This is a genomic window from Bacillus sp. FSL R5-0576 (assembly GCF_038004765.1).
GTDB classification, from domain to species: domain Bacteria; phylum Bacillota; class Bacilli; order Bacillales; family Bacillaceae; genus Bacillus; species Bacillus subtilis.
The window spans coordinates 1501654-1514383 of sequence record NZ_JBBORU010000001.1; the positions used below are offsets into that span (position 1 = coordinate 1501654).

Consider the following 12730-nt stretch of genomic DNA (forward strand, 5'->3'; position numbering starts at 1 on the left):
GGGTTGACTTATGTTAGAATTGTGCTAAAATTTACTACAAATCTAAAAACTTATCAAGAGCGGCTGAGGGACTGGACCTATGAAGCCCGGCAACCTGCATAGTTTGTAAGGTGCTACTTCCAGCAAAATGAATTCCATTTTGAAAGATAAGGGCTACATGCTGTTCCTGTCTTTCTTTCCGCCGGATTGAAAGTTTTTTATTTTAAGAGGTAAAAAGGCTATCTGTATATCAGCAGCCGCGAATCACATTACATGGGAAAAGACAACCGGCAGAAAGCTACTGTTTGTTTGTCTCCGAAAGGAGGAAAGAAGAAATGTTAACGTATGATAATTGGGAAGAACCAACGATTACATTTCCGGAAGACGATCCTTATAAAGGAGCGCTGTCAGTTTTAAAATGGGCATACGGCCATTACGGCGATCAGCTTGTTTATGCCTGCAGTTTCGGAATTGAGGGAATCGTTCTGATTGACTTAATTTATAAAGTGAAAAAAGACGCAGAGATTGTGTTTCTTGATACAGGACTTCATTTTAAAGAAACCTATGAAACAATTGAACGAGTGAAAGAGCGTTATCCGGGTCTTAATATCATCCTGAAAAAACCAGACCTCACCCTTGAGGAACAAGCCGAAGAACATGGTGACAAACTATGGGAAAGAGAGCCGAATCAGTGCTGCTATCTTAGAAAGGTCGTTCCTTTAAGAGAGGCGCTTTCAGGACATCCAGCCTGGCTTTCCGGCCTGCGCCGTGATCAAGGGCCAAGCCGTGCCAATACGAATTTCTTAAACAAAGATGAAAAATTCAAGTCAGTAAAAGTTTGCCCGCTTATCCATTGGACTTGGAAAGACATTTGGAGATACACATCCCGGAATGAACTGGACTACAATCCGCTTCATGACCAAGGATATCCAAGTATTGGATGTGCGCCTTGCACTGCTCCCGCTTTTACAGCAGAGGATTTGCGCTCAGGCAGATGGAATGGTATGGCGAAAACAGAATGCGGACTGCATGAATAAGGAGCTGCAAAATGGAATTAGCCGCTATTTTATTTAGCTTGTTTTTCGCGATGAATATTGGTGCAAGCGGCGCTGCAGCTTCGATGGGGGTTGCTTACGGCTCCGGAGCCATCAAAAAGAAAACCTACGCTTTGATCCTATGCGCAGTCGGTGTCTTTACCGGGGCGGTCATTGGCGGAGGCGAGGTTGTAAAAACAATCAGCTCCGGCATTATTCCTGAGCAGACGATTACACTGACGATTGTTTGCATCATTATTGGAGCTGCTGCCCTGTCGCTCTTTACTGCTAACCTGCTCGGTATTCCTTTGTCGACAAGTGAAGTAACAGTCGGCGCGGTTGTCGGCGTGGGAGTGGCTTATAAAGTATTGTTTGTGAACAATCTTCTGATCATTGTGTCATTTTGGGTTTTTGTCCCGCTGTTCGCTTTCGGCTTCACCTATTTCGTATCTAAGCTGTTTCGTTATTTTAAGATTGAAGTAAAATCTTCTAAAAAGCAAAAAATCCTCGGCATTGTTTTGTTAGTTGCCGGATTTTTCGAAGCATTCTCTGCCGGCATGAATAACGTGGCGAATGCTGTTGGCCCGTTAGTAGCTGCCGATGTGCTTGATGTCGGAAAAGGAACCTTGTATGGAGGAGCTTTTGTTGCTCTTGGCGCACTGTTATTAGGCCGGCGAGTGCTAGAAACAAACGGGAAGAAAATTACGAGATTCTCCAAAGGGGAAGGCATTCTCTTATCCGGTACAGGAGCGGGACTGGTGATCATCAGTTCTGTATTTGGGATGCCGGTGCCCTTGGCGCAAGTCACGTCATCGTCTATTATCGGAATAGGCATGGCAAAAAACGGTCCGAACGTGTTCCATAAACAAGTTGTTCAAACGATGCTGAAGGTATGGATCGTATCGCCGTTTTTATCTTTATCGATTTCTTATCTGCTTGTATCCTTGTTTTTAAAAGCAGATTATTATTCGATCTTTATCATGGTAAGTGTGCTTTTAGCGGCGGGCGGTGCCGTCAGCCTGACAAAGGCCATTCGTAAAGAGAGACGCTCAGTCCACGAACAAGGCGGGGGAATCTGATCATTAATCTGAGTAAATTTATAAGTTAACTAGGAGGAGATGGATATTATGAGCTTAGCACCACACGGAGGAACATTAGTAAACAGAGTAGATGAATCATATGATGTGAGCGGCATTCAAAAAGAAATTGAACTTGATTTAATTTCTTTCGCGGATTTGGAATTGATCGGTATCGGTGCATACAGCCCGATTGAAGGTTTCTTTAATGAAAAAGATTACGTATCTGTTGTCGAAAACATGCGTCTTTCTTCCGGCGTTGTCTGGTCTCTTCCAATCACGCTTCCGGTCGATGCGCAAAAAGCAGCGGAACTGTCAGTTGGTGAAACGGTAAAATTAGCGTATGAAGGAGAAACATACGGCGTTATCCAAATCGAAGACCTGTACGTGCCTGACAAACAAAAAGAAGCTGTCAATGTGTACAAAACAGATGAACAGGAGCATCCTGGTGTTAAAAAGCTGTTCAGCCGCGGCAATACATATGTCGGCGGGCCGATTACGTTGATTAAAAAAGCTTCAAAACAGTTCCCTGAATTTACATTTGAACCGTCAGAAACGAGACGCCAGTTTGCGGAAAATGGCTGGGAAACCATTGTCGGTTTCCAAACAAGAAACCCTGTTCACAGAGCGCATGAATACATTCAAAAAACGGCTCTTGAAACAGTAGACGGCTTGTTCTTGAATCCGTTAGTAGGTGAAACAAAATCTGATGACATTCCAGCTGATGTACGGATGGAAAGCTACCAAGTGCTTCTTGATCATTACTACCCGAAAGATCGCGTTTTCCTTGGTGTCTTTTTAGCGGCGATGCGTTATGCAGGCCCGAGAGAAGCAATTTTCCACGCGCTTGTCAGAAAGAACTACGGCTGCACACATTTCATCGTCGGCCGTGATCATGCAGGTGTAGGTGACTATTACGGAACATACGAAGCACAGGAGCTGTTTGACACATTTAAACCTGAAGAACTCGGGATAACGCCGCTGAAATTCGAGCACAGCTTCTTCTGTAAAAAATGCGGAAATATGGGAACCGCGAAAACATGCCCTCATGGCAGAGAGCATCACGTCATTTTATCAGGCACTAAGGTAAGAGGCATGCTGAGAGACGGTGTGCTGCCGCCTGCTGAATTCAGTCGAAAAGAAGTCGTAGAAGTGTTAATCAAAGGGATGAAGAAAAAAGAAGAAGTAGGCGTATCTTAAGGAGGACTGACAGTGACAAATCGCGATATTGTATGGCATGAAGCCTCTATCACAAAAGAAGAGTATCAGCAAAAAAATAAGCATAAAAGCTCCATTCTCTGGCTGACAGGGTTAAGCGGCTCAGGCAAATCAACCATTGCCAACGCCGCTGCAAGAGAATTGTTTGAGCAAGGCTACCAAGTGATTGTGCTGGACGGGGATAATATCCGTCACGGCTTAAATAAGGATCTTGGTTTTTCTGATGAAGACCGAAAAGAAAACATCCGCCGAATCGGAGAGGTGGCAAAGCTTTTTGTTCAGCAGGGAACCATTGTGATTACTGCTTTTATCTCTCCTTTCCGCGAGGACAGACAACAGGTTCGCGAGCTTGTGGAAGCGGGCGAATTTAATGAAGTCTACATTAAATGCGACCTTGATATTTGTGAACAAAGAGATCCGAAAGGGCTTTACAAAAAAGCAAGAAACGGCGAGATTCCGTTTTTTACAGGAATTGATTCTCCTTATGAAGAACCGGAAGCTCCAGAGCTCGTTCTTGATTCAGGACAACATGACCGTGAAGCGTGTAAAAATCAGCTGATCGAGTTTGTTAAACAAAAATTGAGCTGAATATGATCTGCTGCGTTCTTCTCAGATGCCGGAATGCAAGCGAGAACATCATCACAGCGAATGCTCTGGAAGAACTCGAATAGATCGGGGGAAATACGATGGGGAAAGTATATATTGTAGGAGCGGGTCCTGGTGACCCTGATCTGCTGACAATTAAAGCGCTGAAAGCCATTGAAAAAGCTGATGTCATCTTATATGACAGATTAGTAAATAAAGAGATTTTACAATATGCCAAAGAGCAAGCAGACCTGATCTACTGCGGGAAGCTTCCAGATTTTCATACGATGAAGCAGGAAACCATCAATCGATTTCTTGTGAAGTATGCGCAAAAAGGGAAAATGGTTGTCAGACTGAAAGGCGGAGACCCTTTTGTGTTCGGCAGAGGAGGGGAAGAAGCGGAATGCCTCTCTGAAAATGGAATTCCGTTTGAAATCATCCCCGGCATTACGTCTGGAATCGCGGCAGCCGCTTATGCCGGGATTCCTGTTACTCATCGGGAGGCGGGCTCTAACGTCGCTTTTGTAACGGGTCATTATAAAAAAGAAGAAGATTTTGAGGAAAAGTGGAAAGCGCTGGCTACAGGAATTGATACACTTGTCATCTATATGGGTATCAAAAACGTGCAGCAGATAGAAAGAAAACTCCTTGAAAACGGCCGGGACGGTTCTACGCCGGCAGCCTTTATTCATTGGGGAACAACGGACAAGCAAAAATCTGTTTTTTGTACAGTTGACACCCTTTCAGAAACGGTGATAAAAGAAAACATTACAAATCCGAGTTTAATTGTCATTGGAAATGTTGTAAATTATCACTATAAGCTGGAATGGTTTGAATCTGAACTGAAAAAACAAGATTTAAGCGAGGCGTTGTAATAATGAAACAAGCAATTTTATATGTCGGCCACGGCAGCCGGGTCAAAAAAGCGCAGCAAGAAGCCGCAGCCTTTTTGGAAGGATGCAAGGCCCACATCTCTGTGCCAGTACAAGAAATCAGCTTTTTAGAGCTTCAGGAGCCGACAATTGAGACAGGATTTGAAGCATGTGTGAAGCAAGGCGCCACTCATATCGCAGTGGTGCCTCTGCTTCTTTTAACAGCTGCGCATGCAAAACATGATATTCCGGAAGAAATTGCGCGTGTTGCATCTCGATATCCGTCAATCCGCATTTCATACGGAAAGCCGATCGGGATTGACGAAGAAGTAGTCAAGGCTGTATATCACCGAATGAAAGACATAGGTGTTCCATATGAAAATGCCAGAGTGGTACTCATCGGAAGGGGAAGTTCAGATCCAGATGTCAAAAGAGACGTAACCGGTATTGCTAATCTTCTTCAGGAAATGATTCCAGTCAAGGAAGTCATTCCGTGCTTTTTGACAGCATGCGGCCCTAATTACAAAGAGGTTTTTTCAGAACTTAAAAAAGATGACGGCATAACAACCTTTATCGTTCCATATTTGCTCTTTACGGGAATGCTGATGAATGAAATCGAACGAGAGGTTCAGAAATTAAAAGCTCATAATCCGAACGTCTACCTCTCTTCCTATATCGGTTTTCATCCTCATGTGAAAAACGCATTTTTGAACCGTGTGAGAGAAACTGCGGCAAATCCTGAGGGGCAATTTGATTTTGATGGAGGTTCATATGCTTCCGCTGCACATTAGCCTGGAAAAGAAGAAGGTTGTGATTGCGGGGGGCGGCAGCATCGCTCTCAGAAGGCTGAAAACGGTGATTTCTGAGGGAGCTGATATAACGCTCGTCAGTCCGGATGTTGAACCGGAAATCAAGCAAATGGCAGAAGAGCGACGTATCAAATGGGAAAAACGGACAATTGAAAAAGAAGATTATCTCAATGCTTTCTTAATTATTGCTGCGACGGATAATGCGGCAGTGAACAAAGAAATTGCCCAATCCGCTTCGCCTTTTCAGCTTGTCAATTGTGTCAGTGACGCTGAGCTTGGCAATGTATATATGCCGAAAATCGTCAAAAGAGGGCATGTCACTGTGTCTGTTTCTACAAGCGGAGCCAGTCCAAAGCACACGAAAGAGCTTGCTGAAAACGTGGATAAGCTGATTGACGGCGATTTTGTTGCTGAAGTGAACAGGCTTTATCAGGTGAGAAGAAAGAAATAAGCCAGAGCATACAAATGCTCTGGCTTTTCTTTATGCGGCTCAGCTTTTTTTGAGCTTGATGACAGTATCAGCATCAGGCGTGACAAAGACGGTATGCTGGCTGTCATAGGTGACGAAACCGGGTTTCGCGCCGTTTGGTTTTTTGACATGCCTGATTTTTGTATAATCTACAGGCACTGAACTTGAATCTTTAGCTTTTGAAAAATAAGCTGCAATTGTCGCGGCTTCCATGATTGTTTGCTCATCCGGTTCGCTGCTTCTGATCACAACGTGGGAGCCTGGAATGTCCTTCGTGTGAAGCCAGATATCGTCTCTGGCCGCCACTCTTGTCGTTAAATATTCATTTTGACGATTGTTCTTACCCACTAAAATTGTCAGCCCTGAGGTGGATTCATATGTTTCTAACACCGGATTGTGCGGTTTTTGCTTTTTCTGGCCTTTTTGCTGCTTAGGGCGTAAATATTTGCCCTCTACGAGCTCTTCCCTGATTTCGCTGATATCCCGGGGAGAAGCGGACGAAAGCTGCTGAATCAGCTGATCAAAATATTCGATCTCTTCCTGTGCCAGCCTGATTTGCTCCTCGACAACTGCGACCGAATTTTTCGCTTTCTGATACTTCGTGAAATAGGCCTGTGCGTTTTCAGAAGGCGTTTTGTTCGGGTTTAAAGGAATCGTGATTGTCGGGCTTTCTTCATCATAATAATTGATGACCTCAGCCTGTTTATCACCTTTTTTCAGCATATATAAATTAGCGGTTAAAAGCTCCCCGTAAAGCTGAAATTCCTTCGCGTTTTCCGAATACTCCAAGGTTTTCTCTAATTTTTTAATTTTGTTGGCATTCTTCTTCCGTTCGTTCACAACAAAACGCTCAAGATCCTGAGCCTGCTGTTTGACCCGGTCTCGTTCAGCTTTTCCGAAATAAAAACGGTCGAGCAGTTCGCTTAATGAATCAAAACGGCGCGCTTCGCCCTTTAGATGAGTCAGCTCCAGCAGATAAAAATATTCCTTTCCGTTTACAGTCGTAATGTTGGGAATGAAACGGTGCTCTTTCACTTCGGCAAACAGTGCCAGCAACGCTTTTGGCAGTGTGACTTTGTTAGCAAGGCCTGCTCTGTGAACTGCTTCTTTGGCGAAAAGCGGAGACACGCCTGAAAAGTGGTCGACAATTTGTTTATCAAGCCTTCCTTCTTGAAAGCTGAGGTGACGCAAAATATCATCTTCTGACACCTCAAGAGGCGATATTTTGTCCTGAGCAGGCGGAAGCTTATAATCTTGGCCGGGCAGTACTGTACGGTAGCTGTTCATTGACGGTGATAAATGCTTAAGTCCGTCGATAATCACATTTTCTGCTGCGTCAGTCAAAATGATATTGCTGTGGCGGCCCATAATTTCTACATAAAGCTTTCGTACGGTTTCATCGCCAATTTCGTTTCGGCTTTTGATATGAAAAATCATGATGCGGTCTAAGCCCGCTTGTTCAATTTTCTCAATGAATCCGCCTTCGATATGCTTTCTCAGCAACATGCAAAACATTGGCGGTTCGCTTGGATTTTCATAAGCTTGTGCCGTGATATGCACCCGTGAATAGCTCGGATGTGCCGATAATAATAGTTTTTGGTTTTTTCCCTTGGCACGGATGTGGAAAATCACATCGTGCTTATATGGCTGATGGACTTTTGTAATTCGTCCGCCCATTATTTTTTCATTAAGTTCGTGTGTCATTCCGTATGTAAACATGCCATCAAACGACATATGCAATACACCCTCTCATTCTTCCTGCATTCGATAATTATAGCATGAAATGGGACGAGTCAGAATAAGCATGCTTATAGAGTGATATCTCTATAAGAGAGCAGGGGAGTGGACGAGCGGAATGAAGTTTCATGAAATGGGACAAACAGATTTACTAGAGGCAACCAATACGTCCATGAAACAAGGATTAACTGAAAAAGAGGTAAAAAAACGTCTTGACAAGCATGGACCAAACGAGCTGCAAGAAGGGAAAAAAACTTCAGCGCTTCTCTTGTTTTTCGCGCAGTTCAAAGATTTTATGGTGCTTGTTCTTCTGGCGGCAACGTTAATCTCAGGTTTTCTTGGTGAATATGTAGATGCGGTTGCGATTATTGCGATTGTGTTTGTGAATGGCATACTCGGTTTCTTTCAAGAAAGGCGTGCTGAGCAATCTCTTCAGGCTTTAAAAGAGCTTTCAACACCGCATGTCATGGCACTCAGGGAAGGAAGCTGGACAAAGATTCCTTCTAAGGAACTTGTGCCGGGGGATATTGTGAAATTTACGAGCGGGGACAGAATTGGCGCAGACGTTCGAATTGTTGAAGCGAGAAGCCTTGAAATAGAAGAATCAGCGCTGACCGGGGAATCAATCCCGGTTGTGAAGCATGCTGATAAATTGAAAAAACCGGATGTTTCACTTGGCGATATTACCAATATGGCATTTATGGGAACGATTGTGACCCGCGGCAGCGGTGTCGGGGTTGTCGTCGGGACAGGAATGAATACGGCTATGGGGAAAATTGCCGACATGCTTGAATCGGCAGGGACATTGTCAACCCCGCTGCAAAGAAGACTGGAGCAGCTCGGGAAGATTTTGATTGTTGTTGCATTGCTTCTGACCGTACTTGTCGTTGCTGTCGGTGTTATTCAGGGTCATGATCTGTACAGTATGTTTTTAGCAGGTGTCTCGTTAGCGGTAGCCGCTATTCCGGAGGGGCTGCCGGCGATTGTGACAGTGGCGCTTTCGCTTGGTGTACAGCGGATGATTAAACAAAAATCCATTGTTAGAAAGCTTCCTGCTGTTGAAACGCTTGGGTGTGCGTCTATCATTTGTTCAGATAAAACAGGGACAATGACCCAAAACAAAATGACGGTGACACATGTCTGGTCCGGAGGGAAAACATGGAGAGTGGCAGGGGCCGGCTATGAACCGAAAGGAAGCTTCACACTAAACGAAAAAGAGATCAGTGTCAATGAACATAAGCCGCTTCAGCAGATGCTTCTGTTCGGAGCGCTTTGTAACAACTCCAATATTGAGAAAAGAGACGGCGAATATGTGCTTGACGGAGATCCGACAGAGGGAGCGCTGCTCACCGCGGCAAGAAAAGGCGGTTTTTCAAAGGAGCTTGTTGAATCAAACTACCGGGTGATCGAAGAATTTCCGTTTGATTCTGCACGGAAAATGATGACTGTCATCGTAGAGGATCAAGACAGAAAGCGTTATATCATTACAAAAGGTGCACCGGATGTACTGATGCAGCGATCTTCCCGTATTTATTATGACGGCTCAGCGGCTCTTTTTTCAAATGAAAGAAAAGCAGAAACAGAGGCGGTATTAAGACATTTGGCATCACAGGCGCTCAGAACGATAGCGGTCGCCTACAGGCCAATAAAAGCAGGCGAAACACCGTCAATGGAACAGGCGGAAAAAGATCTGACCATGCTTGGCCTTTCAGGTATCATTGATCCCCCGCGGCCGGAAGTCAGACAGGCGATAAAAGAATGCCGTGAAGCAGGAATTAAGACCGTTATGATAACAGGTGATCATGTAGAAACCGCTAAAGCGATAGCGAAAGACTTGCGCCTCCTTCCGAAAAGCGGCAAAATCATGGACGGCAAGATGCTGAATGAACTTTCTCAAGAAGAGCTTTCTCATGTGGTGGAGGATGTATATGTATTTGCCCGCGTTTCCCCTGAACATAAACTAAAAATCGTAAAAGCCTATCAGGAGAACGGGCATATTGTGGCGATGACGGGAGACGGCGTCAATGATGCTCCTGCCATTAAACAAGCTGATATCGGCGTCTCTATGGGTATTACCGGGACAGATGTGGCCAAAGAAGCATCATCTCTTGTTCTCGTAGATGATAATTTTGCGACGATTAAATCAGCGATAAAAGAAGGCAGGAACATCTACGAAAATATCAGGAAGTTTATCAGATACCTGTTGGCGTCTAACGTCGGAGAAATCCTTGTCATGCTGTTTGCGATGCTGCTGGCCCTTCCTTTACCGCTCGTTCCGATTCAGATTTTGTGGGTCAACTTGGTGACGGACGGATTGCCGGCAATGGCGCTCGGCATGGATCAGCCGGAAGGAGACGTCATGAAGCGCAAGCCCCGTCATCCGAAAGAAGGGGTATTTGCCCGCAAGCTAGGATGGAAGGTCGTTTCCAGAGGATTTTTAATCGGAGTTGCCACTATTTTAGCGTTTATCATTGTGTACCACCGCAATCCGGAAAACTTGGCTTATGCCCAGACGATCGCGTTTGCCACATTGGTGCTCGCTCAGCTTATTCACGTGTTTGACTGCCGCAGCGAAACTTCTGTTTTCTCTAGAAATCCGTTTCAAAACCTGTATTTAATCGGCGCGGTATTGTCATCCATTTTGCTGATGCTTGTAGTAATCTACTATCCGCCGCTTCAGCCGATTTTCCATACTGTAGCCATCACGCCGGGGGACTGGATGCTCGTCATCGGTATGTCCGCCATCCCTACTTTTTTGCTGGCGGGGTCACTTTTAACAAGAAAAAAATAAATTCATATGATATAATCTTAGGGGTAATAGCGTGTCTATTGCCCTTTTATTATGAGAACAGGGAAGAATTGGGTGTTTTAAAATGATACGAAGTATGACAGGCTTCGGCAGTGCAAGCAAAACACAAGACGATCTCTCTGTAAGCGTTGAACTTAAATCTGTGAACTACAGATTTAAAGAAGTGAACGCTCGTTTGCCAAGGCCTTTGCTATATTTTGAAGATAAGCTGAAACAGACCATTCTGCAGCATATTCAGCGCGGAAGAATTGAGCTTTTCGTATCCGTTGACAGCGATATGCTTGTTGAGAAAAGGCTTGAAATTGATTGGCCGCTGCTCGATGAGTTTGTCGCAGCCGCGAGAGATATGAAGAAGCGGTATCAATTGTCTGCAGAGCCCGATGTAATGGATTTCTTTAAGCTTGATCATGTCGTCCAGGTTCATGAAGAACAGACGCAAAATGACAAGCTGGAGGCGTTGATCATCGATGCTGCAGAAGAAGCGGTAAAAGGTCTCTGTGAAATGCGTGAAAAAGAGGGGCTGCTCTTAGCGAAAGACTGCCTGATGCATATTGATCAGCTTGAAGAGCTGGTGAGAGAAACTGAATTGCTGGCTGCAGATGTCGTATCTCGTTATCGGGAACGGCTGTACGCCAGAATCAAAGAATGGACTGAAGACGTATTAGACGAGAGCCGGCTTGTAACAGAATGCGCTATTTTTGCAGACCGCTCTGATATCACTGAAGAGATTACAAGACTGAAGAGCCACTTCGCCCAGTTTCGTGATATATTAGCTAGTGGCGGAGCTGTCGGGCGCAAACTCGACTTTCTTGTTCAGGAGCTCAATCGGGAAGCAAATACGATTGGCTCAAAAGCAAATGATCATCAGATCACAAAGCTTGTCGTTGAAATGAAAAGTTCTATTGAAAAAATAAAAGAACAAGTGCAAAATATAGAATAGTGACTGTGCGTATTGTTTACAGACGGTCTTACTAGGCTAAACTAGAGACGTCTATTTTACAGGGGGAACGTAGAAGATGACGATTAAACTGATTAATATCGGATTTGGCAATATCATCTCCGCCAATCGGATGATTTCGATTGTCAGCCCGGAGTCTGCGCCAATCAAACGGATGATTCAGGATGCAAGAGACCGCGGAATGCTAATTGACGCTACATACGGACGAAGAACCCGTGCAGTTGTCGTCATGGATAGTGATCACATTATCTTATCTGCCGTCCAGCCTGAGACAGTTGCACACAGACTTTCTGTTAAAGAAGAAATTATGGATGAAGGGCAGGGGTAATTGCCGCATGAAAGAAAGAGGGTTATTAATCGTTCTCTCAGGTCCCTCAGGAGTTGGTAAAGGAACGGTTCGACAAGCAATCTTTTCGCAGGAAGACACAAAATTTGAATATTCGATTTCAGTAACCACAAGAAGTCCAAGAGAGGGCGAAGTGAACGGAGTCGATTATTTTTTCAAAACAAGAGACGAATTCGAACAAATGATTGCGGACAACAAGCTGCTTGAATGGGCAGAGTATGTCGGCAATTATTACGGCACGCCAGTCGATTATGTTGAACAGACGCTTCAAGATGGAAAAGACGTCTTTTTAGAAATTGAAGTTCAAGGGGCTCTTCAAGTGAGAAATGCTTTCCCGGAAGGCCTGTTTATTTTCCTTGCGCCTCCAAGCCTTTCTGAACTGAAAAACAGAATCGTGACACGAGGCACAGAAACAGACGCTCTGATTGAAAATCGAATGAAAGCCGCAAAAGCTGAGATCGAAATGATGGATGCTTATGACTATGTCGTTGAAAACGATAATGTCGAAACGGCTTGCGATAAAATCAAAGCAATCGTTCTTGCTGAACATTTGAAGCGTGAACGCGTTGCACCAAGATATAAGAAAATGCTGGAGGTTGAATAATCAATGTTAGATCCGTCAATTGATTCTTTAATGAATAAATTAGATTCAAAATATACGCTGGTGACTGTTTCTGCGAGACGCGCACGTGAAATGCAAATCAAAAAAGACCAAATGATTGAACATACGATTTCACACAAATATGTAGGCAAAGCTTTAGAAGAAATTGATGCAGGCCTGCTTTCGTTTGAAAAGGAAGACCGCGAATAGTAGCACAAGTAGCAACCTATATCATGT

Annotated in this window: 13 protein-coding genes and 1 riboswitch; of the genes, 12 read left to right on the forward strand and 1 reads right to left on the reverse strand. The window is 44.4% G+C overall.

Annotation, left to right across the window (positions count from 1 at the left end):
- Nucleotides 1–47: 47 nt before the first annotated feature.
- Nucleotides 48–153, forward strand: a riboswitch (SAM riboswitch).
- 161 nt (nt 154–314) lie between these two features.
- The 7 genes from NX903_RS07785 to sirC all read left to right on the forward strand — a co-directional run bounded on the left by NX903_RS07785 (nt 315) and on the right by sirC (nt 6024).
- Nucleotides 315–1016, forward strand: a complete 702-nt coding sequence (locus NX903_RS07785) for a phosphoadenylyl-sulfate reductase (RefSeq protein WP_029317783.1) — start codon at nt 315–317, stop codon at nt 1014–1016.
- Between the two features lie 11 nt (nt 1017–1027).
- The gene (gene cysP / locus NX903_RS07790; protein ID WP_086343826.1) at nt 1028–2092 is read left to right on the forward strand and encodes a sulfate permease; all 1065 of its coding nucleotides are present in this window, start codon (nt 1028–1030) and stop codon (nt 2090–2092) included.
- Nucleotides 2093–2140: 48 nt separating this feature from the next.
- Entirely contained in the window at nt 2141–3289 is a 1149-nt protein-coding gene (gene sat, locus NX903_RS07795; protein WP_076457731.1) for a sulfate adenylyltransferase, read from the forward strand.
- 12 nt (nt 3290–3301) lie between these two features.
- Nucleotides 3302–3895 (forward strand): adenylyl-sulfate kinase, encoded by a 594-nt coding sequence (gene cysC / locus NX903_RS07800; protein WP_015252120.1) that lies wholly within the window; start codon nt 3302–3304, stop codon nt 3893–3895.
- Nucleotides 3896–3993: 98 nt separating this feature from the next.
- A complete protein-coding gene (gene cobA / locus NX903_RS07805; RefSeq protein ID WP_029946173.1) occupies nt 3994–4767 on the forward strand; it encodes a uroporphyrinogen-III C-methyltransferase in 774 nt (257 codons plus the stop codon).
- 2 nt (nt 4768–4769) lie between these two features.
- The gene (gene sirB / locus NX903_RS07810) at nt 4770–5555 is read left to right on the forward strand and encodes a sirohydrochlorin chelatase (RefSeq protein ID WP_086343827.1); all 786 of its coding nucleotides are present in this window, start codon (nt 4770–4772) and stop codon (nt 5553–5555) included.
- Nucleotides 5536–6024, forward strand: coding sequence for a precorrin-2 dehydrogenase (gene sirC, locus NX903_RS07815; protein ID WP_021479316.1), 489 nt, complete (start codon nt 5536–5538; stop codon nt 6022–6024). Before sirB ends, sirC begins: the two co-directional genes overlap by 20 nt.
- Before the next feature lie 39 nt (nt 6025–6063).
- Here the strand turns inward: sirC and rqcH are convergent, their stop codons facing one another.
- Nucleotides 6064–7776, reverse strand: coding sequence for a tRNA modification protein RqcH (gene rqcH / locus NX903_RS07820; RefSeq protein ID WP_172401333.1), 1713 nt, complete (start codon nt 7774–7776; stop codon nt 6064–6066).
- A 121-nt stretch (nt 7777–7897) separates the two neighbouring features.
- On the opposite strand from rqcH, the gene NX903_RS07825 reads away from it, so the two are divergent.
- The 5 genes from NX903_RS07825 to rpoZ all read left to right on the forward strand — a co-directional run bounded on the left by NX903_RS07825 (nt 7898) and on the right by rpoZ (nt 12703).
- On the forward strand, nt 7898–10570 hold the full coding sequence (locus tag NX903_RS07825) for a calcium-translocating P-type ATPase, SERCA-type (protein ID WP_341109538.1): 2673 nt from the start codon (nt 7898–7900) through the stop codon (nt 10568–10570).
- Nucleotides 10571–10652: 82 nt separating this feature from the next.
- Nucleotides 10653–11528, forward strand: a complete 876-nt coding sequence (locus NX903_RS07830) for a YicC/YloC family endoribonuclease (RefSeq protein WP_009967215.1) — start codon at nt 10653–10655, stop codon at nt 11526–11528.
- A gap of 76 nt (nt 11529–11604) precedes the next feature.
- Nucleotides 11605–11874, forward strand: coding sequence for an extracellular matrix/biofilm regulator RemA (gene remA / locus NX903_RS07835; RefSeq protein ID WP_003154355.1), 270 nt, complete (start codon nt 11605–11607; stop codon nt 11872–11874).
- A gap of 7 nt (nt 11875–11881) precedes the next feature.
- Nucleotides 11882–12496, forward strand: a complete 615-nt coding sequence (gene gmk, locus NX903_RS07840) for a guanylate kinase (protein WP_003232083.1) — start codon at nt 11882–11884, stop codon at nt 12494–12496.
- 3 nt (nt 12497–12499) lie between these two features.
- Nucleotides 12500–12703 carry a DNA-directed RNA polymerase subunit omega gene (gene rpoZ / locus NX903_RS07845; protein WP_003221520.1) on the forward strand — a complete coding sequence of 68 codons (204 nt, stop codon included), beginning with the start codon at nt 12500–12502 and terminating at the stop codon, nt 12701–12703.
- Nucleotides 12704–12730 lie beyond the last annotated feature (27 nt).